Source organism: Sporosarcina sp. Y1004 (assembly GCF_057669665.1).
This window is the reverse complement of the sequence record NZ_JBYHFQ010000031.1, coordinates 23,693-45,701: the sequence shown is the minus strand read 5'-3', so window position 1 is coordinate 45,701 and position 22,009 is coordinate 23,693. Positions and strand designations below refer to the sequence as shown.

At 41.3% G+C, this 22,009-nt stretch carries 17 protein-coding genes and 1 pseudogene; 15 read left to right on the top strand and 3 right to left on the bottom strand.

Going from position 1 to position 22,009, the window contains the following annotated elements; translation table 11 throughout:
- Positions 1-511: 511 nt before the first annotated feature.
- Both deoD and AC25Y6_RS16805 read right to left on the bottom strand, forming a co-directional pair.
- Entirely contained in the window at positions 512-1,231 is a 720-nt protein-coding gene (gene deoD / locus AC25Y6_RS16810; protein ID WP_488143833.1) for a purine-nucleoside phosphorylase, read from the bottom strand.
- Between the two features lie 703 nt (positions 1,232-1,934).
- Positions 1,935-2,345, bottom strand: a complete 411-nt coding sequence (locus AC25Y6_RS16805; protein ID WP_488143832.1) for a hypothetical protein — start codon at positions 2,343-2,345, stop codon at positions 1,935-1,937.
- A 198-nt stretch (positions 2,346-2,543) separates the two neighbouring features.
- Here AC25Y6_RS16805 and AC25Y6_RS16800 point away from each other — a divergent pair, with 198 nt between their 5' ends.
- The 4 genes and pseudogenes from AC25Y6_RS16800 (at position 2,544) to AC25Y6_RS16785 (ending at position 6,423) form a co-directional block, all read left to right on the top strand.
- Entirely contained in the window at positions 2,544-3,113 is a 570-nt protein-coding gene (locus AC25Y6_RS16800; RefSeq protein ID WP_488143831.1) for a histidine phosphatase family protein, read from the top strand.
- A 796-nt stretch (positions 3,114-3,909) separates the two neighbouring features.
- Positions 3,910-4,002, top strand: a pseudogene (locus tag AC25Y6_RS16795) (sporulation transcription factor Spo0A); the annotation flags it as partial.
- 146 nt (positions 4,003-4,148) lie between these two features.
- Positions 4,149-5,711 carry a flagellar assembly protein A gene (locus AC25Y6_RS16790; RefSeq protein WP_488143830.1) on the top strand — a complete coding sequence of 521 codons (1,563 nt, stop codon included), beginning with the start codon at positions 4,149-4,151 and terminating at the stop codon, positions 5,709-5,711.
- On the top strand, positions 5,704-6,423 hold the full coding sequence (locus AC25Y6_RS16785; RefSeq protein WP_482102514.1) for a glycerophosphodiester phosphodiesterase: 720 nt from the start codon (positions 5,704-5,706) through the stop codon (positions 6,421-6,423). Before AC25Y6_RS16790 ends, AC25Y6_RS16785 begins: the two co-directional genes overlap by 8 nt.
- 61 nt (positions 6,424-6,484) lie before the next feature.
- Here the strand turns inward: AC25Y6_RS16785 and AC25Y6_RS16780 are convergent, their stop codons facing one another.
- The gene (locus tag AC25Y6_RS16780; RefSeq protein WP_482102515.1) at positions 6,485-6,721 is read right to left on the bottom strand and encodes a DUF2627 domain-containing protein; all 237 of its coding nucleotides are present in this window, start codon (positions 6,719-6,721) and stop codon (positions 6,485-6,487) included.
- 127 nt (positions 6,722-6,848) lie between these two features.
- On the opposite strand from AC25Y6_RS16780, the gene AC25Y6_RS16775 reads away from it, so the two are divergent.
- The 11 genes from AC25Y6_RS16775 (at position 6,849) to meaB (ending at position 21,958) form a co-directional block, all read left to right on the top strand.
- A complete protein-coding gene (locus AC25Y6_RS16775) occupies positions 6,849-8,894 on the top strand; it encodes a sigma 54-interacting transcriptional regulator (protein WP_488143829.1) in 2,046 nt (681 codons plus the stop codon).
- 33 nt (positions 8,895-8,927) lie between these two features.
- Positions 8,928-9,833, top strand: a complete 906-nt coding sequence (yqiS, locus tag AC25Y6_RS16770) for a phosphate butyryltransferase (protein ID WP_488143828.1) — start codon at positions 8,928-8,930, stop codon at positions 9,831-9,833.
- A gap of 37 nt (positions 9,834-9,870) precedes the next feature.
- Positions 9,871-10,965: a Leu/Phe/Val dehydrogenase gene (locus AC25Y6_RS16765; protein ID WP_482106189.1), complete on the top strand. Its 1,095-nt coding sequence runs from the start codon at positions 9,871-9,873 to the stop codon at positions 10,963-10,965.
- A 57-nt stretch (positions 10,966-11,022) separates the two neighbouring features.
- On the top strand, positions 11,023-12,123 hold the full coding sequence (buk, locus tag AC25Y6_RS16760) for a butyrate kinase (protein WP_488143835.1): 1,101 nt from the start codon (positions 11,023-11,025) through the stop codon (positions 12,121-12,123).
- A gap of 28 nt (positions 12,124-12,151) precedes the next feature.
- On the top strand, positions 12,152-13,579 hold the full coding sequence (gene lpdA, locus AC25Y6_RS16755) for a dihydrolipoyl dehydrogenase (protein WP_488143827.1): 1,428 nt from the start codon (positions 12,152-12,154) through the stop codon (positions 13,577-13,579).
- Positions 13,580-13,595: 16 nt separating this feature from the next.
- Complete coding sequence (locus AC25Y6_RS16750; RefSeq protein WP_488143826.1) at positions 13,596-14,603, top strand: thiamine pyrophosphate-dependent dehydrogenase E1 component subunit alpha; 1,008 nt, start codon at positions 13,596-13,598, stop codon at positions 14,601-14,603.
- Complete coding sequence (locus tag AC25Y6_RS16745; protein WP_482102521.1) at positions 14,603-15,586, top strand: alpha-ketoacid dehydrogenase subunit beta; 984 nt, start codon at positions 14,603-14,605, stop codon at positions 15,584-15,586. Before AC25Y6_RS16750 ends, AC25Y6_RS16745 begins: the two co-directional genes overlap by 1 nt.
- A gap of 20 nt (positions 15,587-15,606) precedes the next feature.
- Complete coding sequence (locus AC25Y6_RS16740; protein WP_488143825.1) at positions 15,607-16,923, top strand: dihydrolipoamide acetyltransferase family protein; 1,317 nt, start codon at positions 15,607-15,609, stop codon at positions 16,921-16,923.
- A 142-nt stretch (positions 16,924-17,065) separates the two neighbouring features.
- Positions 17,066-18,733 (top strand): methylmalonyl-CoA mutase family protein, encoded by a 1,668-nt coding sequence (locus tag AC25Y6_RS16735; RefSeq protein ID WP_488143824.1) that lies wholly within the window; start codon positions 17,066-17,068, stop codon positions 18,731-18,733.
- Positions 18,720-20,879, top strand: a complete 2,160-nt coding sequence (scpA, locus tag AC25Y6_RS16730; RefSeq protein ID WP_488143823.1) for a methylmalonyl-CoA mutase — start codon at positions 18,720-18,722, stop codon at positions 20,877-20,879. Before AC25Y6_RS16735 ends, scpA begins: the two co-directional genes overlap by 14 nt.
- Before the next feature lie 41 nt (positions 20,880-20,920).
- The gene (gene meaB, locus AC25Y6_RS16725) at positions 20,921-21,958 is read left to right on the top strand and encodes a methylmalonyl Co-A mutase-associated GTPase MeaB (RefSeq protein WP_488143834.1); all 1,038 of its coding nucleotides are present in this window, start codon (positions 20,921-20,923) and stop codon (positions 21,956-21,958) included.
- Positions 21,959-22,009: the final 51 nt, after the last annotated feature.

The window sequence follows — 22,009 nt, the reverse complement described above, 5'->3', positions numbered from 1 at the left end:
AATTAGCTGCATAATATAAAACTCTAACTTTAGGGGGTCACAACAGGAAAGGTCGTTTTTTTATTTTACCCTCTATTAAACTTTCTCCATTCACTCAACGACAACACCGCATCTACCCACGCAAACGATGGCGGGGAAGAAAATACATCCGCACCAGTTACCGCGTAGTATTCACCATTTAAACGCGCATGTAGCGGCGTCTTTGGATTGATACCATACATCGTTCCGTTGTCTCCGTCAAAATAAGCTTAAGTGGGGGAGCAGAGGACGATTCTTCCTGTTGTTTCGTCCACATTCATATTTCTTTCCTACAACCGTTTAAGATAAAATCCCCGACGTAAATTAGCATATCTGACCAGGTAATGAAGGATTTGTACGGGTTATCAGAGTTAATATACTTCATGACTATTTTAATTCGGATTGATGCTCCTCGGTGATGTTTAGGCTGTGTATCTACTCTGTGACACATTTACATTCATCCAAGAAAAGAGGTATTTATGACTCCCATTACTTATACTAAATCTAAAGCTATTTCCATCATCTTTGTAAATGAAGTTTGTCTTTCCTCTTGTGTTATTTGTTCATGTGTAATCATATGGTCACTTACTGTTAAAATTGTTAATGCTTTAGCTCCAGCACTAGCAGCATTTAAATATAAACTTGTCGTTTCCATTTCTTCCGCTAATATTCCCATCTTAGCCCACTTTTCTGTTGCAGTTTCATCAGCATTATAGAAAACATCACTAGATAGTACATTCCCTACATGAACCTTATAATTCTTTTCATCAGCTATTTTCTTAGCTTTTTCTAATAATTCATAAGATGCTGTAATTGGAAATTGACCTGGAAGATTCCATTGATGTGCATAATTTGAATTTGTTGCTGCTCCCATAGCAAGTATAATATCATATAACTTAATATCATTTTGCATAGCCCCACATGAACCTATACGAATTAAATTTTTAACTCCAAAAATATTAATTAATTCCCATGAATATATTGCCATACTTGGTGACCCCATACCGGTACCCATAACAGAAACTTTCTTTCCTTTATATTCGCCTGTGTACCCCAGCATACCTCGAACTTCATTAAAAAGAACTGGTTTTTCTAAAAAGTTTTCAGCTATAAACTTTGCACGAAATGGATCTCCTGGCAAAAGTATAGTTTCAGCTATTTCTACTCCATTTGGCTTAATATGTGGTGTTTCTTTTAATTCATTGTTTTTCAATTGATTCTCTCCTTAATATTCTTATATTATTATTAAACTATATCTTTTGTAATCGAGTTTTTTTCTATTTAACGAGACTTATCATTAATTAAATTTATGGTCTACTAATGTTGTTGACCAATGCATCAATTTGTCCAATATACGTCTGTTACACATTGGAAAGCGTCTTGAAAAGCTGGGGGAGATAGTAATACTCTTTCGCTGTCTCCACGATACTGTAGATAATTGCGCTCTCCCTAGCACCTTTCGTTGGAGAAAAGCAAACGCCATCTGTATGAGTTTTGCAGTAACCGCCAAAAGTAACGGTTTGGATTTTTACGAATACCTGAAGAAACTTTTTACGGATCTAAGCGGAATTTAAATGATGTATTCGATAAAAAAGGTGCGCTTATTATTTATAATTCGGGCTTACATCATTTTAGCCGGGGTTCATTAGTTCAACAAGAGGAGATTGTCTATCGTCTTTTACCTTGCTGCAATAGAACATCAAAAAGGCGACGTATCCTTAAATGGAAGGTCACATTTTTCATTTAATCTCAACAATTTGCGGCAACCTTAATTTACCACCGCTTGTCCAACCTCGTGATTTAACTATGACAGAAAAAGATGGCAATATTATTATCTAAGAAAAATTAGAAGCTTTGGACTCCCATTTAGGAAGTCCACTGCATTTCATAACTCATCGGTTAAAGGATGATTTTACTTAATTCTTCTCTTTTTTTTTGGAGCCATGATTGCCGTCATCAACTGTACCTTCCCCCGCCTTGTTTTCCGGCTCTCCACTAGCAACAGCACCCGCAGCAGCACCAAATGGATCAAGAGCAGTAGCCATGGTATCTCCAGGAAAAGCACCTACACCGGTTCCTACTGCCTTGCCAGCATCATTATCGTCACGTTTGCGTTCGTTGATATCAGCCATCTCTTTCATTCCCTTCTTATAGGAATGTGCTATTGTTTTAGCAGCACTGTCCCGTAACATATATTGTCCAATAGGGACTAATTTATAGGTGGGATTAATGAGAGCATCTGTATTTTTTTGTAATTCTTTAAAAAATAGTACGCAATAAGAAGAAACTTCAACAGGTTTCGAAGGCAGGAGGTTCAGTAATTCCATTTGTTATCGGGTCGAATAACAGAATTAAGTAACTGGACTTTGGCGTTGTAGGAGTGGAAACCGGAAAACTACGAAAGTATAAACAAATTATTGAGAGTTACCTGTTCTTGTTCAACTAACGGAGCAGGTTAGTTGAACAAGTAATTCTAATATTTAATATAGAAAAACTAACTCATCATATATTAAAGGAGACTAACAATGGAGATTTCATTGATTAGACATGGTAAATCCACGTGTACTAAAACTAATAGAATATCATGTAAAGAATTTGGGGATTGGGTTAAAAAGTATGACTATAGCGGTGTTTTTGAAGAGGACGCTTATCCAACAGTAACGCTAAAAAATATAGCAACAGCAAATATTGTTATAGCAAGTGATTTTAAAAGGTCTGTCGACTCGGCAAATTTGTTGAATTCAAACTTAAAAGCCATTTCAGACCCTCTATTTCGTGAAATTGAGTTACCTATTCCATTAACGAATTTATGGAGATTAAAATTAAATTCGAGTATTTGGGCAGTGATTTTAAGATGTTTGTGGTTTAGTGGTTATTCAAGAGGGTGCGAGTCTTTGAGTAACGCAAAAGACAGGGATAAAAAGGCATCCGAATTGTTAGTTAATTATGCTCAAGAACATAGATTAGTAGTATTGGTTGGACATGGATTTTTCAATATGTTGATTGCAAAAGAACTACAAAAAATGGGGTGGAAAGGTAAGAAAAAAACAAGTTCTAAGCACTGGGGTTGTACTACATATTCCTTATTCAACTAATGCCTTTACAGGGCAGCTTTTCTTATATAAATCCCGTTCAGCAATCAAATACCACCCATTGTCGGTTATTTTGATTTTCAAAAATTCAAATTAGATGTTAAAACAAACACGAAGGTGGTGGAGAGAAAGACGAATTAGACAGGCATATTGAAAAAATCACTTCGATATATTTCTATCGTGATGATTAAAAATGCAAATCATTAAATACATATATTATTCTCCCCTATATTCTACGCCCATTTTAGGTGCACAAAAAGACGACCTCATCCAAAGATGAAATCGTCTTCGTTTAATAAATGTTGTTACCACTTATGACATTATATGGTCGCAGCGACGTTTAAGCTATGTATATATTTGTCCAATTAATAAGCCAAGTACACTTGGTAACCTATTCAGTGATGCATAGCTGGACAATCAGAAGTCAGCAGAAGCCACAATACCATTTGAACTCGAGGAGAATGGGAAGGGGCGAACAATTTAGAGAGGACAACGCCTTGGCATTCAGTAAACTGTGAAGAACACAGACAACCGATAAGGCATGCTTGATGATTCAATTTGGTGAACAAGGCATCACTAAAAATACCATCAAAATGATAGACATTAAGCAGGATTAACAATAGCCCCTTTACAGTCTCTTATACAGAGCTAGTGAAGGGGCTTTTATACATACATATCCTAATTGACTCCTTCTATTATATAGGGTAAGATTATCAGTAAATATAATGGATGAAATTCAATAAAGAATGTGATCTCCTAATCCGACAAACTATATAGCTTACCCCTTCATACTAGCACTTATACTGTGCACCACTTGAAAAGTAAACCCACTAATTCAGAGTTCATCGCAATGATTGCCGTTAAGATTCGACTTGAACATATGGCGAGCTGAGTAAGTAATAAAATTGACCAATAGTTATACCTGCTCATCGGAATCAATGTTCCAGGGCGGGTATTCTTTGTCGTTTAAGACGAACTATTCCAACAAATCGAGTAATAATTCTTTATAATGATAAATAGAGAAAGGATGAAACTTCTATGTTGATTCAAAATGATTACTTTGATCTTTCGGTAGTAGAGGAAAAAGTAATATTGCGTACAAAGAAGAATGGTTTTCCACTTAAATCATTCGATGAAATAACGCGTGACCATCCACAGCTAAAACTTAATTCGTTTACAACGTTACGGAAAGCGCTAGCGAATCCTGAAGGAGAATATATTATTGGCAGTTGGTTGCCTGCAATTGAAGTGGCCCTTTCAACTGATAAGATGACAGCCCAACTATACATAAATTTGTCAGTGAAAGAATACGAAGAAAATAAACTATCTATTCTTAAAGCAGCTGAAAGTGTGATTGATGAGGCTGGAATCATATACGGAAAAAAAGTATTACTAAATGAACCATTTAAACCGGGTGAGCCAATTACGGCGGCCGTTGGAAGGAAGCCACAAAAAGGTGCAGATTCGGTCATTACATACATAGAAATTCCTGAAAGAAGGCCAGTCATTCGTGAAGATGGCATTGCCGATTATTTCGAGATGAATTTTGTTACTCCTGTTGTTATAGACGATTGGCTTGGCGAAAAAATTCCAGCGCAAGAAGGTATCGATGGTTGTGATATTTTAGGAAACCCTCTGCCAGCTCAAAAAGGAGAAGAGAAGCAGCTAGCTTATGATAAGAAATCAGTGACTGAAGTGCAAGAAATGGGTAAATTCGTACTGCGGGCAGCGCACGGCGGGGCTCTCGAAAGCATTGGCGGTGTTATTGGTGTAGGGAAACAGCTAATCGTAAATGGGGATGTTGGTCCTGAAACGGGTTCGATTACATTTGACGGTGCAGTTAAAGTTTTTGGAACTGTCAATGCAGGTTTTTCGATTAACGCGACGGGTAGCATTGCTATAGAAGGAAATGAAGGAATCACAAATGCGAAGGAAATTCAGTCAAGTGATGGGGATATTTACATAAAAGGCGGTGTGTTCGGCGGAGGAATGACCATTGTCGAAGCAAAAGGAAATATCTTTATAAAGCATGCAAATAACTGTAAGTTATATGGGAAAGAAATTCATGTAGGTCTATATCTGCTAGGAACGGAAGTTACTGCTGATTATGTATTTGTCGACAACAACAAAGGGAAAATAATTGGAGGTGTAATCGAAGCGCTTTATAAAATTGAATGTGCTTTTGCAGGAAACAACCATGAACGGAAAACCGTTCTTCGTTCAAAAGGAATCGATAAAGATGAAATCTATATAAAAATTCAAGAAATGGCAAAAGAGTTGAAAGAACGCCAAGAAGTTGTCGCTAAACTTGAACATAACGTCTCGCTAATAGAAGGGGTTCAGAAAGATTTGAAGGGCACGCGAGCAGACGCATACTTGAAACTGACAGAGACGATTAAATCGAACAAAGAAAGCATTTTACACCTTGATAAAGAGATTCAACTCGAATTACGTAAAATTAAGCTCGCAGTTCCCGGACAAATCGAAGTAACAAAGGTAGCCTATTCAGGAACCATAATTGAAATCGGATCTAAGTCTTCCATACTTCACGGTACTACGAAAGGTATTTTCACAATAGAAGATGGTGTGCTGAATGTCTAAGCCATCTATCTTTGCGCATCGAGGTGCTTCAGGTGCCCGCTTTGAAAACACAATGAAAGCATTTGAATTAGCTGTCGTACAAGGTGCTGATGGTATCGAATTGGATGTGCAAGTGACTGAAGACGGCGTTCTATTTGTTATCCATGACCTAGTACTATCAAGACTTGCAGGAATTCGTCGATCAATTTCATCTATGACAGGTGTAGAAGTGAAGCGAATCCGCGTGGGGAGAAAATACACTCGTTTATTTGTAGGACACAAAATCCCCACATTAATTGAAGTAGTGTCATTTTGCCAAAGCCATCATTTAGCACTTAACGTCGAATTGAAAGAAACGGTTTCGGAACGTCCAGAATTTATCAAACAAATTCTCGATATCGTTACTCATGTTGAAGAAGTCCACATCTCGTCATTTGACTACGAGTTATTAGAAATGGTGAAAAAAATTAATTCCCAAATAGAAACGGCTTATCTTTTACGTAAAAATGTTGTGGATTGGAGTAATCTGGAACAATATACATACGCGGATGGATTCCATTTACATAAACGATTATTGAAAGAACCCTATTTAAACAATCTAATTCTATCCGGGAAGAAAATCAGGGTATATGGCATCACTGGAATAGAACCCATCGTTTTAAATCCGCCTCCGTACATTGATGGCTGGATTACAGATTATCCAGATCGTCTTAAAAGCAAAAAAATGGATTGAGACAAATGAATCTGTCTCAATCCATTTAATTTTGTTGACTCTCCAAAAACCACAGCCGTTCTTACTCTTGTTTGAAACGTCCTTGCACTCGTCCTTTTCTTCGGTCGCGGCGCAATAGGAAACCTGCAAAAAACCACAGACCTCCTCCGAATAATAAAAACCCTACAATGAATTGAAGCATTATGGACGGAAACGGATTGAATAAAACACCAAATATAGAATCTCGCATAAGCTTAATGCCGCCGGCTGCAAATAGTCCGGGGATAAGCAACACGATAAATGCTGCTAGACGTGCCATATAAGACAACTCCTTAACAAATACAATTTTACCTGCTCATATTTTATTGTCAAGAACCGTGCTTTCATGTATGATGTAGTTGTAAATGCAAAAGATTGCATGGTTTAAAAAAGGAGAATGAATATCCTTGCAAAACGTCCTCATTGTCGGGGCGGGGACAGGCGGATTGATAATACTGGACCTTCTCCAAAATTTAGATTTCATGAATGTAAACGCAATCATTGATACGGATGAACAAGCACCAGGAATTATTCGTGCAAAAAAACTAGGTATCGCATATGGAGTGGATTGGAAAAGTCACCTGAACGACGACTTGCATATCATTTTCGATGTAACCGGTGATAAATCTGTATTCACTGAGCTGTTAAATGCGAGACCCGCCCACACCGTACTAATACCTGGTTCTGTCGCGAATCTTCTTGTGAAGCTTCTTGAGGAAAACGATACATATATTAAGCGGATTCATACGGAGATGCATAAGCAACGATTGATTTTTGATTCGATTGAAGAGGGCATGATCGGCATCGATGGAGAAGGGCAAGTTGACTTTTTCAATAAAAGAGCTTCAAAGATGATTGGTTTTCCAATTGAAGAAGCTATTGGCTTACCAATAAAGGAAGTCGTCCCGACGTCTGAACTTCCGAGAGTGTTTAATTCGGGAAGAGCAGAATTGAATAAGGAACTGATTCTAGGTAACGGTTTAAAAATTGTTACTTCTCGTTTCCCTCTATTAGATTCCACGGGGAACAAAGTTGGCGCTTTTGCTGTTTTTAAAGACATAACGGAAGTCGTTGCTCTTGCAGAAGAAATTACGGATTTGAATAAAATGAAAACGATGCTTGAAGCGATTATTCATTCTAGCGACGATGCGATTTCGGTTGTCGATGATAAAGGGTATGGAATTCTCGTTAATCCTGCTTATTCGCGAATCACTGGTCTTTCAAGAGATGAGGTCATTGGCAAACCCGCGAATGCGGATATTAACGAAGGTGAAAGTATTCATATGAAAGTACTTAAGTCGAGGAAACCGGTTCGTGGAGTCAATATGCGTATAGGTGAAAATAATCGTGAAGTAATTGTCAATGTTGCACCAATCATTGTTGATCACCAAGTAAAAGGGAGTGTCGGTGTAATTCACGACATAACCGAAATGCGTAATTTGATGAAAGAACTTGACCGTGCAAGAACAATCATTAGAAAACTCGAATCAACTTATACCTTTGAAGATATTTATGGCACATCAATTGATATTAGCATATCGATTGAGCAAGCAAAATTGGCTGCTAAATCGGATGTTCCCGTCCTTCTCCGTGGAGAAATTGGTACAGGGAAAGAGTTGTTTGCACATGCCATTCATAGTGCTAGCGAAAGGCGTTTCAAAAAGTTCGTCCGGGTAAATTGTGCAGCCATGGACCCAGTCAGTTTAGAGATGGAGTTATTTGGACAGGAATCAGGCACTTCCGACTTCGGATATGTAGAAAGTACACATGGACTTTTTAAAGAGTCTGAACAAGGCACATTATTCCTGGCTGAGGTGGCCGATCTATCACTTCCGGCTCAAGTACGATTGCTAAACTACTTGAAGAATGGGACGGTATATAAATATGGTGGGACAATCCCAATCCGATTATCCGTTCGTGTTATTGCGGCAACTTCAAAAAACTTGGAAAAAGCAATGCATGAAGGTAAATTCAATGAAGAGCTCTATTATATATTGAACCGGATTTCAATTCAGATTGCACCGCTTCGTTCCCGTAAAAATGATATACCTTATATCATTGGCCATTTGCTAGTAAAGCTAAACCAAGAATTCGGCATGAATCTCGAAAAGATTACGGTTGATGCACAGGAAAGGCTTTTGGGTTATGATTGGCCGGGGAACGTCCGAGAACTTGAAAATGTTTTAAGTCGGGCTATGATTTATATGGAGTCTGGAGAGTCCATTATTGGATTAGAAGATATAGTTAAGTCATTGTCATCTCGGGGACATAAAGAGCAGGAAGAGACACTCTCAGAATCAAGCACGCTCGCATCTATAATGGATGAATATGAAAAATCTATTCTTGAGACAGCGCTCCGAGAAAATGTTGGGAACAAATCGTTAACAGCAAACAGACTTGGTATTTCTCTTCGATCACTTTATTACAAACTTGAAAAGTTCAGCCTTGTTTAACAGGCGTTATGTTAAGTCAAAGGAGGCGTGACCATGATTACGCTCGACTCACTAATCGTCAATGCAAAATTGAAGAATGATTCGATCGTTGCCGTTGCATCAGCGGCAGATTTGGAAGTTCTACAAGCGGTAAGTACTGCTCTTGAAAGAGAACTTGCATCTTTTGTACTTTTCGATGACGAAAAAACACTTAAGTCTATGATTCGAACTAATTTTCCCCAGTTGTCAGATAATACGAATGTAAGTATTATTCATGCTGAGGACAGCAATCACGCGGCAACTCTTGCTGTGAAAGCGGTTTCAAGTGGAAGTGCGACTGTTTTGATGAAAGGTAATTTGGCAACGTCTGCCATACTTAAAGCTGTACTGAATAGTGAATACGGGCTTAGAACAGGTAAGATATTGTCGCATGTCGCAGCTTTTGAAGTTCCCGGCTTTGACCGACTTCTATTTATTACGGATGCAGCGATGAATATTGAACCGGACTTAGAAGCAAAAGCGCAAATTATCCGGAATGCCGTCGCTACTGCACATGCATGCGGGGTCCAGGAACCTATTGTTGCTCCACTTGCCGCAATCGAAACAGTTAATCCGGCAATGATACCGACGACGGACGCAGCATCTCTGGTCATTATGAACAGACGTGGACAAATCACGGGTTGTATTGTCGATGGGCCACTTGCGCTTGATAACGCAATTTCTGAGAAGGCTGCAGCGCATAAAGGAATTACGGGCGTTACAGCAGGAAAGGCGGATATTCTCGTCGTTCCAACTATCGAAGCAGGAAATATTCTTTACAAATCGCTAATGTATTTCGCAAATGCAAAAGTAGGCGCAATAATCCAGGGAGCAAAAGCACCGATAGTCCTAACATCCAGGGCAGACAGTGCTGAAAGTAAATTGTATTCACTTGCACTGGCAATCCTTTCCGCAAAATAAAATGAAAATTGAACGATACCCTTAGGAGGAATTTACAATGGAAATTTTTAAATATATGGAAAACCAAGACTATGAGCAACTCGTTATTTGTCAGGATAAAGTTTCAGGACTGAAAGCAATCATCGCTATACACGATACGACACTTGGACCGGCACTTGGTGGAACACGGATGTGGACATATGCAAGTGAAGAAGAAGCGATTGAAGATGCGCTTCGCCTTGCGCGTGGTATGACTTATAAAAATGCAGCTGCGGGCTTGAATCTAGGCGGCGGAAAAACAGTTATCATAGGAAACCCAAAAACAGACAAAAACGATGAAATGTTCCGTGCTTTCGGTCGATACATTGAAGGTTTGAACGGTCGTTATATCACTGCAGAAGATGTGGGAACTACTGAAGCGGATATGGACTTGATCAATCTAGAAACAGATTATGTTACAGGTACTTCTGCTGGAGCAGGATCATCAGGTAATCCTTCACCTGTCACAGCTTTCGGTATTTACCATGGCATGAAAGCGGCAGCAAAAGAAGCATTTGGAAGCGACTCACTAGCTGGTAAAACAGTAGCAGTACAAGGTGTAGGTAACGTTGCATATGCACTTTGTGAGTACTTGCATGAAGAAGGCGCAAAACTGATTATCACGGATATCAACGAAGAAGCCGTTCAACGTGCAGTTGATGCATTTGGTGCAACTGCAGTTGGCATCAATGAAATCTACTCTCAAGAAGCAGACATATTCGCACCGTGTGCACTGGGTGCAATCATTAATGATGAGACGATTCCACAATTGAAAGTAAAAGTTATTGCAGGATCTGCAAACAATCAATTAAAAGAACCGCGTCATGGCGACTTAATTCACGAATTGGGTATTGTTTATGCACCTGACTACGTTATCAATTCCGGCGGTGTTATCAACGTTGCAGATGAGCTTGATGGTTATAACCGTGAACGTGCACTAAAACGTGTCGAAGGAATCTACGACGTAATCGGGAAAATTTTCGCTATCTCAAAACGCGATAATATTCCAACGTATGTTGCTGCTGACCGCATGGCGGAAGAGCGTATTGCGCGTGTTGCCAATACAAGAAGTACTTTCTTGCAAAATGAAAAAAACGTCCTATCAAAACGGTAATCCTAACTGGATTCTTCGTTTTTGAATAGTTTCAGAAATATAATTAAAAGAGCCGATATGGAAGGAGGACAACTTGTGATTGAGAACTTACACCGAATACTGGTTATTAATCCAGGATCTACATCAACTAAAATAGGCGTCTTTGAAGGCGGAATACAGCTGATGGAGAGTTCGATAAGTCATTCTCCTGAAGAAATTGCACAGTATCCTTCCATCATTGCTCAATATGATTTTCGAAAAGAAGCCATACTTGAATCTTTACGAAAAGAAGGAATTAGCATTTCAAAACTATCTGCCATTTGCGGTCGTGGCGGTCTTTTACGCCCGATCGAAGGTGGCACTTATTCAGTTAATAAAGCAATGCTAGTTGATTTGAAAAAAGGATTTTCCGGGCAGCATGCATCGAATCTTGGTGGCATCATCGCTAGTGAAATCGCATCCGGGCTAAACATTCCTGCATTTATAGTTGACCCCGTTGTTGTTGATGAACTTGAACCGATTGCGCGAATTTCTGGATTTTCAAAAATAAATCGAAAATCCATATTCCATGCGTTAAACCAAAAGGCGGTTGCAAGGCGCTATGCAAAACAGGTCGGTAAAGAGTACGGTTCTCTCCGCTTAATCGTTGCACATATGGGCGGTGGCATTACAGTCGGTGTGCACGAGTTCGGCAAAGTGGTTGATGTGAACAATGGATTGCATGGAGATGGACCATTCAGCCCAGAACGAGCGGGAACAGTTCCTGCGGGTGATCTCGTCGAATTATGTTATTCGGGGGAGTATTTCCGCCATGAAATGATGAAGAAAATTGTAGGGCAAGGTGGTCTCGTTGGCTATCTCGGGACGAATGATGCTGTTCGTGTGGAAAAACAAATCGAAGACGGCGATGAAAAAGCAAAACTAGTTTACGGAGCGATGGCATATCAAGTCGCTAAGGAAATTGGAAGTGCTGCTACCGTCCTTCATGGCAAAGTCGATGCAATCATCCTTACGGGCGGACTTGCTTATGGCAAAGGATTTGTTAAGGATATTACTAAGAGAATCGACTGGATTTCAGATATAGTTATTTACGCCGGGGAAGATGAACTACAAGCACTTGCTGAGGGCGCATTACGTGTATTAACCGGTGAAGAGACAGCTAAAATTTACCCGTCTTGACGGGGCGTTGAGAGGGAGGCCATCTACAATGGCTAGAGAATATGATGTAGTTATATTGGGAGGCGGAACAGGTGGCTACGTCGCCGCTATTCGCGCCGCTCAACTAGGGCTCAAAACAGCACTTGTTGAAAAAGGAAAACTCGGCGGTACATGTCTGCACAAAGGTTGCATTCCAAGTAAAGCATTATTAAAAAGTGCAGAAGTTTTCAATACAGCTAAAAACCACACGGCTGATTTCGGCGTTAATGTAACAGACGTATCACTCGATTTCGGTCGCGTCCAAGCACGGAAGGATGATATCGTCAAACAGTTACATGGCGGTGTGACGGCATTGATGAAGAAAGGGAAAATTGATGTATTTGACGGACTTGGTAGAATGCTTGGTCCATCAATCTTCTCACCAATGCCGGGTACGATTTCGGTCGAAATGAACAATGGTGACGAAAATGAAATGCTAATTCTAAAAAACTTAATCATTGCAACGGGTTCGAGACCACGTACCTTACAAGGTTTAGAAATGGATGAAACTCAAATTATGTCTTCGGATGGTGCACTTGCTATGGAGGCACTTCCGAAATCAATCATCATTATCGGTGGCGGAGTTATCGGTATCGAATGGGCTTCTATGCTAAATGATTTCGGTGTTCAAGTCACTGTCCTCGAATACGCAGACAGAATTATTCCGACTGAAGACGATGATATCTCGAAAGAAATGAAAAAGTTATTGACGAAAAAAGGAATTACATTTGCAACAAGTGCCAAAGTGCTCCCTGAAACACTCGTTAAAGCAAAAGAGTCAGTTACGATTTCAGCAGAGATGAAGGGAGAAACAACTTCATTCACAGCTGAAAAAATGCTTGTTTCTGTGGGACGCCAAGCGAATGTCGAAGGAATAGGTCTTGATAATACGGAAATTGAAATTGTAAATGGTTTTATTAAGACTAGACCGACATTCCAGACGAAAGAACATCATATATATGCCATCGGGGACGTTATCGGTGGACTTCAGTTAGCACATGTCGCTTCTCATGAAGGGATAGCGGCTGTCGAACATATCGCAGGTTTGAAAAACGAAGCGATTAATTATACAAAAATATCGCGCTGTATTTACTCGAGTCCTGAAGCATCAAGCGTCGGCATAACGGAAAAACAGGCGAAAGAACAAGGCTTCGATGTTAAAGTTGGGAAGTTCCCATTCATGGCAATCGGAAAAGCGCTTGTTAATGGTAATTCTGATGGCTTCGTTAAAATTATTGCAGATAAAAAGACGGACGATATCCTAGGTGTCCATATGATTGGAGCACACGTTACCGATTTAATATCTGAAGCTGGACTTGCAATGGTCCTTGATGCGACCCCATGGGAAGTGGCAAGTACAATTCATCCGCACCCATCACTTTCTGAAGTAATGGGCGAAGCAGCTTTAGCTGTTGACGGCAAAGCAATCCATATGTAAAAGGGGGATTTTAGAAATGGTAAAATCGCGTCATGAAGAACTTGGTTTATCGAATGATGAAGTAATGCAAATTTTTGAAACGATGCTAATGGCCCGTCGAATTGATGAACGTATGTGGCTCCTCAATCGTGCAGGGAAAATCCCATTCGTTATTTCGTGTCAAGGACAGGAAGCAGCACAAGTAGGGGCAGCTTTCGCACTTAATAATGAAATAGATTGGATTGCACCATACTACCGTGATATGGGAGTTGTCTTACATTTTGGAATGACTCCGAAAGATTTAATGCTGTCTGCATTCGCAAAAGCGGAAGACCCAAATTCTGGTGGCCGTCAAATGCCTGGTCACTTCGGTCAGCGCAAAAATCGTATATTGACAGGGTCATCTCCTGTTACGACACAATTGCCGCATGCAGTCGGCGTGGCACTAGCTGCGAAGATGAAAAAAGAAGATTTCATCACGTTTGTTACACTTGGAGAAGGTTCATCCAATCAAGGAGATTTCCATGAAGGTATGAACTTTGCAGGTGTTCATAAACTTCCAACAGTGATCATGGTTGAAAACAATAAATATGCAATTTCAGTTCCAGTTGAAAAACAGCTTGCTTGTGAAAATGTTTCTGATCGTGCAATCGGTTACGGAATGCCTGGTATTACGGTTGACGGAACCGATCCGCTTGAAGTGTACAAAGTTGTTAAAGAAGCAGCAGATCGTGCACGTCGGGGAGAAGGTCCAAGTCTTGTGGAGACAATCTGTTATCGTTTAACTGCTCACTCTTCAGATGATGATCAACGCCAATACCGTGATGCTGAAGAGCTCGCAAAAGAAAAGAAACTAGATCCGATTCCAATGTTTGCAGTTTATTTGAAAGAAGCTGGCATACTTACTGATGTACTTGAAAAGGAAATGGAAGAACGCATTATGAAAGAAGTGAACGAAGCGACCGATTATGCGGAAAACGCTGCGTACGCTGAACCTGAATCTGCGCTACTCCATGTGTATGCTGAAGTCGGGGGGAACGAATAATGGCTGTTATGTCTTATATCGATGCAATTACACTTGCAATGAAAGAAGAAATGGAACGTGATGACCGCGTTTTCGTTCTCGGTGAAGATGTTGGGCGTAAAGGCGGCGTCTTTAAAGCGACGGCTGGTCTGTACGATCAATTCGGAGAGTACCGTGCGCTTGATACACCGCTTGCGGAATCTGCGATTGCAGGTGTCGGAATCGGTGCAGCAATGTACGGCTTACGCCCAATAGCAGAAATGCAATTTGCTGATTTCATCATGCCTGCAGTTAACCAGATTGTTTCGGAAGCGGCAAAAATTCGTTACCGTTCAAACAACGACTGGTCATGTCCGATCGTTATTCGTGCACCGTTTGGAGGAGGAATCCACGGAGCGCTTTATCACTCGCAATCCGTTGAGTCGATGTTCGCAAGTACACCTGGATTGAAAATTGTTATACCTTCAACGCCATATGATGCAAAAGGGCTTTTGAAAGCAGCCATCCGCGATGAAGATCCGGTATTGTTTTTTGAACATAAACGTGCTTATCGTTTGATTAAAGGCGAAGTACCAACAGATGATTATGTATTGCCAATTGGAAAAGCAGATGTAAAACGTGAGGGTGATGATATCACTATCATCACCTACGGATTATGTGTTCACTTTGCTTTACAAGCAGCGGAACGTCTGGCGGAAGATGGGATTTCGACACATATTCTTGATCTTCGTACAGTTTATCCGCTCGACCAAGAAGGAATTATTGAAGCAGCTTCAAAAACAGGTAAAGTCCTTTTAGTTACAGAAGACAACAAAGAGGGAAGCATTATGGGAGAAGTTGCAGCTATCATTGCTGAAAACTGCCTGTTTGAGCTTGATGCGCCGATTAAACGACTTGCTGGACCTGATATTCCGGCAATGCCTTATGCACCGACAATGGAGAAATTCTTCATGGTCAATCCAGACAAAGTAGAAAAGGCGGCGCGTGAGCTTGCTGAATTTTAATTGGGAAGGAGGTAACTCAATTGCCTATTGAAAATATACTAATGCCACAACTCGGTGAAAGTGTGACAGAAGGCACAATCGAGAAATGGTTGGTAAAACCGGGTGATACAGTAAACAAATACGATTCACTCGCAGAAGTAAATACAGACAAAGTAACAGCAGAAGTACCTTCTTCATTCACTGGTGTCATTAAAGAATTAATCGCACAAGAAGGAGAAACGCTTGCGGTTGGAGCCCTCGTTTGTACAATTGAAACGGAAGGCGGGAAAACTGCCGAAGTTGCAATAGAGGCTGTTCCAGCTAAAGCGGAACCTGCGAACGAAATGCCAGCAGTGGGTTCCCAAAAACCAACTTCATCTTTGAATCGGGAAAAAGGGGCAGCAGCAGGACGTTATTCTCCAGCAGTACTCCGTCTTTCTCAAGATAATGGTATCGACTTGTCACTTGTGGAAGGTTCAGGAAAAGACGGCCGCATCACGCGTAAAGACTTGCTCGCAATTATCGAAAGTGGCACTATCCCGACAGCACCGGCAGTTTCTGCAGCACCTGTTGTGGAAGAAATTGCTTCTTCACCCGCTACACAGACGACAACTCCACCAATAGCTGCTGAGCCAGTCAATGTTCCTGTTGCAGTAGGAGACATCGAAATCCCTGTTACAGGCGTACGCCGTGCGATTGCAAACAATATGTTGCGTTCGAAACACGAAGCACCACACGCTTGGATGATGATTGAGGTCGATGTGACGAGCCTCGTCCAATACCGAGATTCATTGAAAAATGATTTCAAGAAAAAAGAAGGCTTCAACTTGACATATTTCGCATTCTTCGTCAAAGCAGTATCACAAGCATTGAAAGAATTCCCGATGATGAATTCAATGTGGGCAGGCGACAAAATCATTCAGAAAAAAGATATCAATATTTCCATCGCAGTGGCGACAGAAGATTCTCTTTATGTGCCCGTCATCAACAACGCGGATGAGAAATCAATCAAAGGCATTGGGCGTGATATTCAAGAACTTGCGGGAAAAGTACGTTCAGGTAAATTGAAATCATCTGAAATGCAAGGTGGAACATTCACAGTTAACAATACCGGTTCATTCGGTTCTGTTCAGTCAATGGGAATCATCAACCACCCGCAAGCAGCCATCCTACAAGTCGAATCAATCGTTAAACGTCCAGTAGTCATGGATGGTGGCATGATTGGTGTACGTGATATGGTTAACTTATGTCTATCACTCGATCACCGTGTTCTGGATGGTCTTGTTTGTGGCCGATTCCTTGCACGTGTAAAAGAGATTCTCGAAAATGTAACTGCTAAAAATACATCTGTTTATTGATCAAATCTATAAACCCCGGACCGTATAAATCACGGAGCCGGGGTTTATTTTAACTTTCAACAATGGGCATTATAGGTTAAACTAGGGAATAGTAGCAATTCAAAGGGGGGAAGCGCAAGCGTCCAATATGACAATACATACCATGAAAAAAACAACATTTAAAGAAATTGGATTTGAACAATGGAAAAATGTCTCTATTCAATCAATGAAAGGCAAGCCTTTTGAATCACTTATTACAAAAACAATTGAAGGTATCGACCTGCAGCCACTTTATACACTAGAAAACCTTTCGGAACATACACGCTCAAATCGTGCTCCTAAAATAGATACAGGCTGGGTAGTTGCGCAGCAGCAATATGCGAAGGATGGCAAACAGTTCGTTGCTGATCTGAAAGAGTCTATTAAACGAGGTAATGAAGCGATTGTTTATGATGGTGCAAGTCCACTACAATGGGATGACTCTTCTCTTATCGAAATTGCAAAACTCATGGTGGAATATCCAGTTTTCATCACAAATACCAATCAGAATGACATATTTTTGAAGGTCTTTTCACTTGTACCGAAAACGGATCGTTCATCAGTTAAAGGGGCGATTGCGGTAAAGAACTGGAGCACTCCAGTAGGTTTTACAAATGTTTTGACCAGTGGAGCAGATATGTGGGCGGTACATCACAAAGGTGCTGATACAATAACTGAACTTGCATTAGTACTATCATATATTGCGGAACAGGCTTCAAAAGTGGATAACTTTAGTTCTTTTGCTGAGGACTTCTTTGTCCGCTTTGCAGTTGACACTCATTTCTTCATGGAAATTGCAAAATTTCGTGCATTCCGTATTCTTTGGAAAGCAATTTGTTCCGCTTATAACGTCCAGGAAGCACCGTATGTCCCGGTTATCGCTACAACATCCTTACGTTCCTATTCAAAACTAGATCCGTATGTGAACGTATTGCGTGCTGGGAATGAAGCGTTTGCTGCTGTACTTGGCGGTGCAGACGTCATCACAGTTCATCCACATAATATAATTACTGGACCGACGAGCAGTTCTGTTCGCTTGGCACGTAATATACAACTGGTTATAAAAGAAGAAACGCATGTCGATAAAGTGATCGATCCATCAGGTGGATCCTATTTTATTGAAACGTTGACTTCTGAACTTGTTGATAAATCTTGGGCGCTCTTTTTGGAAATGGAGTCTGCAGGCGGTTATGATGCATTTATCACTAGTGGACGACTTGAAATGTTACTTGAAGAGCGTAGAGCTGAAGTTGCAAACGGGAAAAAGTCGTTGATTGGGACGAATGTTTACGCTGAATTAACTGATACAGACTTCACTGATTGGGAGGGAATCCAACTTGAAGGACGTCTTGCAGAGCCTTTCGAGAAGCTAGCTGCCGAGCAAAAAGAGGATGAAACAAACATTGCATTGTTGACGTTTGGTAACTTGAAAGATTTCAAACCGCGTGCGGATTTTGTCAGCGGATTTTTAGCAACAGGTGGAATGCGCACTAAGTGGAGTCCTGCATTTGATAATGCACAACAAGCAATTGAATGGCTTAAGCATGAAAAACCAGCCTATGCAGTCGTCTGTGCAACATCTATTCTAACTGAAACTGTAATGGACCAATTACTGGCCGGAAGTCCACAACATCTTGTGTTAGATGCGGCAGGGAAGTATGACGCTGCTCTTTCCGAGAAGTGGATGAACGCAGGTTTAAATGGTTTTGTTTTCGCAGGTCAAGATAAAGTGGAAAAACTGATAGCCATCAACGACAAATTGAAAGGAGGCGTGATTAATGAACAAGCCTGATTTCAACAAAGTAGATTTGCAGCATACTTCCAGTAATTCGACTGAAATAACAGCTCGGGCAGGAAAGGTTTTCAGAACAAACGAAGGAATCGATGTCAAAACGCTCTATACAGATAAAGATACCGAAAACCTTAACCATTTAACTGATTTACCTGGTATCGCGCCAAATACCAGAGGTCCCTACCCGACAATGTTCGTTTCAAGACCATGGACAGTTCGCCAATACGCCGGATTTTCGACTGCTGAGGAAAGCAACGCATTTTATCGCCGAAATCTGGCAATGGGTCAGAAAGGGTTATCTGTAGCGTTCGACCTTGCGACTCACCGCGGCTACGACTCCGATCACTCGCGCGTTACGGGAGATGTAGGAAAAGCAGGAGTTGCTATTGATTCGGTAGAGGATATGAAAATCTTATTTGACGGCATTCCGTTGGATCAGATGTCCGTATCGATGACGATGAATGGCGCAGTGCTGCCAATTATGGCATTTTACATCGTAGCAGCTGAAGAACAAGGTGTGTCGGCTGACAAACTTGCTGGTACAATCCAAAATGACATTTTGAAAGAATATATGGTAAGGAATACATATATTTTCCCTCCTGATATGTCAATGAAAATCATTGCAGATATTTTTGAATATACATCTAACAATATGCCGAAATTCAACTCGATTTCAATTTCGGGCTATCATATGCAGGAAGCTGGAGCAACGGCCGATATCGAGCTTGCCTATACGCTTGCGGATGGGCTTGAATATGTTCGTACAGGTTTGAAAGCGGGCATTGATATTGATTCATTCGCACCGAGGTTGTCGTTTTTTTGGGCAGTCGGCATGAATTATTACATGGAAGTTGCAAAAATGCGGGCAGCACGTAAAATGTGGGCACAAATGATGCAAACGTTTGAACCGGAAAACCCGAAATCGCTTGCTCTACGCACGCACTCTCAGACGTCTGGCTGGAGCTTGACTGAACAGGATCCTTTCAATAATATAACTCGCACATTGATTGAGGCGAATGCTGCGGCGATGGGGCATACCCAATCACTTCATACAAATGCGTTAGACGAAGCGATTGCTTTGCCGACGGACTTCTCTGCCCGTATTGCGCGAAATACGCAATTGTTCCTGCAAGAAGAGACGATGATGACGAAAGTAATCGATCCATGGGGCGGCTCATATTATGTTGAAAAACTGACTGACGAGTTGATGGACAAAGCATGGGAACTAATTGAAGAAATCGAGGAGCTCGGCGGTATGGCGAAAGCGATTGAAACTGGTCTTCCCAAGATGAAAATCGAAGAAGCAGCAGCAAAACGTCAGGCGCAAATCGATTCACGTGCAGAGTCAATTATCGGGGTGAATAAGTACCGTCTGGAGACAGAAGATCCTATCGATATTTTGGACATTGATAATACGCTCGTTCGCCAAAAGCAAATTGACCGTATTAACTTGATGAAAGAAGCTCGCGATGATGAAGAAGTCATTAATTATCTCAATGAGTTGACAGAAATCGCACGTAGCGGTAACGGCAATCTTCTTGAATGTGCGGTTAAAGCGGCACGTGCCCGTGCGACTATCGGTGAAATTTCAGACGCGATTGAAATAGTATCGGGCAGACATAAGGCGGTGATTCGTTCCGTGAGTGGTGTATACAGTTCGAACTTCTCGAATACTGAGGAAATCGAAGAAGTGAAAATGATGGCTGAGGATTTTCTGGAAAACGAAGGTCGTCGTCCGCGTATCCTTATTGCGAAAATGGGACAAGACGGTCATGACCGAGGTGCGAAAGTAATCGCTTCCTCCTTCGCGGACCTTGGTTTTGATGTTGACATTGGACCTCTTTTCCAAACACCAGAAGAGACTGCATTACAAGCCGCTGAAAATGATGTGCACGTTATTGGGGTGAGCTCGCTTGCTGCCGGGCATAAAACACTTGTACCCACACTTCGGGAGGAACTTGCCAAAATTGGACGGGAGGATATTCTGATTGTTGTCGGTGGCGTTATTCCCGCACAAGATTATGCATTCTTACGTGAAAATGGCGCAGCCGCAATTTTCGGTCCGGGCACAGTCATTCCAGTTGCTGCGCAGAAAGTAATTGAAGAAATCTATCGCAGGCTTGGCTACGAGGAAGTGGCAGATTGAAAGACAAAAACCGTTTACTTGATGACAGCGCTCTAAATGTGATGGACGGAATTACATCCTCACATGACGGCATGGCAGCAACGCCGCGCAAACGATTTGTCAAGAAAGAGCGCATCATTCCGATTGAAGAGTTATCGGAAAAGATATCCAATGGTTCTCGGCTTCATTTAGCAAAAGGAATTACACTTCTTGAAAGTATAATTTGGGATGATAAAGTGGCGGGTCAGCAACTTCTACTAGACCTGCTACCGAAAACGGGTAACAGCATAAGAATTGGAATCACAGGAGTTCCGGGTGCAGGGAAAAGTACATTTATCGAAGCATTCGGACTGATGCTTGCGAATCAGGGGTATAAGGTTGCGGTACTTGCGATCGATCCAAGTTCCACTGTAACAGGAGGCAGTATTTTGGGTGATAAAACACGTATGGAAGAACTCGCTAGGCATCCAAATGCTTTCATTCGGCCTTCTCCAACAGCTGGGACACTGGGCGGCGTACACAAAAAGTCGCGTGAAACGATGCTCCTTTGTGAAGCGGCCGGCTATGAGGTTATCTTGATTGAAACAGTTGGTGTTGGCCAGAGTGAAACGGTCGTTCGCGGAATGGTCGATTATTTCATGTTGCTCGTGCTTACGGGGGCGGGAGATGAATTGCAAGGGATGAAAAAAGGGATTATGGAGTTCGCAGATGGTGTTGTCGTACATAAAGCGGACGGAGACAATCTGAGGCTGGCGAAAAAGACTGTACGAGAATACCGTCAACTCCTGCATTTTCTTCAACCTGCTTCACCGGGCTGGACATCTACGGCATTGCCTGTTTCCTCAACTGAAAATACAGGACTTGAAGAAGTATGGAAGACGATAAATTTATTTAAAGAAACAATGGATGAAGCTGGATTTTGGGATGGACGTAGGCAGGGACAAACGAAAGACTGGTTCCGTTCCATGATTAAAGACCGTCTTATCGATACTTTTTTTGCTCAACCCGGTAAAAAAGAGGAAGTCGCTGAGCTTGAGAAAGCATTGCTTGGCGGAAGTCTTACAGTAACTGTCGCTGTTGAAAAGTTGTTCGAAAGCTAGACTTTTTGCAGGAACCGTTTTCACCTGCTATGATATAGAAGAAAATAGAAA

What these genes read in the sequence shown, in the direction of transcription:
- AC25Y6_RS16805 (WP_488143832.1), bottom strand. Translation starts at nt 2,345, where the DNA reads ATGGAATTACTGAACCTCCTGCCTTCGAAACCTGTTGAAGTTTCTTCT.
- AC25Y6_RS16800 (WP_488143831.1), top strand. Translation starts at nt 2,544, where the DNA reads ATGGAGATTTCATTGATTAGACATGGTAAATCCACGTGTACTAAAACT.
- AC25Y6_RS16790 (WP_488143830.1), top strand. Translation starts at nt 4,149, where the DNA reads ATGTTGATTCAAAATGATTACTTTGATCTTTCGGTAGTAGAGGAAAAA.
- AC25Y6_RS16785 (WP_482102514.1), top strand. Translation starts at nt 5,704, where the DNA reads ATGTCTAAGCCATCTATCTTTGCGCATCGAGGTGCTTCAGGTGCCCGC.
- AC25Y6_RS16780 (WP_482102515.1), bottom strand. Translation starts at nt 6,721, where the DNA reads ATGGCACGTCTAGCAGCATTTATCGTGTTGCTTATCCCCGGACTATTT.
- yqiS (WP_488143828.1), top strand. Translation starts at nt 8,928, where the DNA reads ATGATTACGCTCGACTCACTAATCGTCAATGCAAAATTGAAGAATGAT.
- AC25Y6_RS16765 (WP_482106189.1), top strand. Translation starts at nt 9,871, where the DNA reads ATGGAAATTTTTAAATATATGGAAAACCAAGACTATGAGCAACTCGTT.
- buk (WP_488143835.1), top strand. Translation starts at nt 11,023, where the DNA reads ATGGAAGGAGGACAACTTGTGATTGAGAACTTACACCGAATACTGGTT.
- lpdA (WP_488143827.1), top strand. Translation starts at nt 12,152, where the DNA reads ATGGCTAGAGAATATGATGTAGTTATATTGGGAGGCGGAACAGGTGGC.
- AC25Y6_RS16750 (WP_488143826.1), top strand. Translation starts at nt 13,596, where the DNA reads ATGGTAAAATCGCGTCATGAAGAACTTGGTTTATCGAATGATGAAGTA.
- AC25Y6_RS16745 (WP_482102521.1), top strand. Translation starts at nt 14,603, where the DNA reads ATGGCTGTTATGTCTTATATCGATGCAATTACACTTGCAATGAAAGAA.
- AC25Y6_RS16735 (WP_488143824.1), top strand. Translation starts at nt 17,066, where the DNA reads ATGAAAAAAACAACATTTAAAGAAATTGGATTTGAACAATGGAAAAAT.
- scpA (WP_488143823.1), top strand. Translation starts at nt 18,720, where the DNA reads ATGAACAAGCCTGATTTCAACAAAGTAGATTTGCAGCATACTTCCAGT.
- meaB (WP_488143834.1), top strand. Translation starts at nt 20,921, where the DNA reads ATGGACGGAATTACATCCTCACATGACGGCATGGCAGCAACGCCGCGC.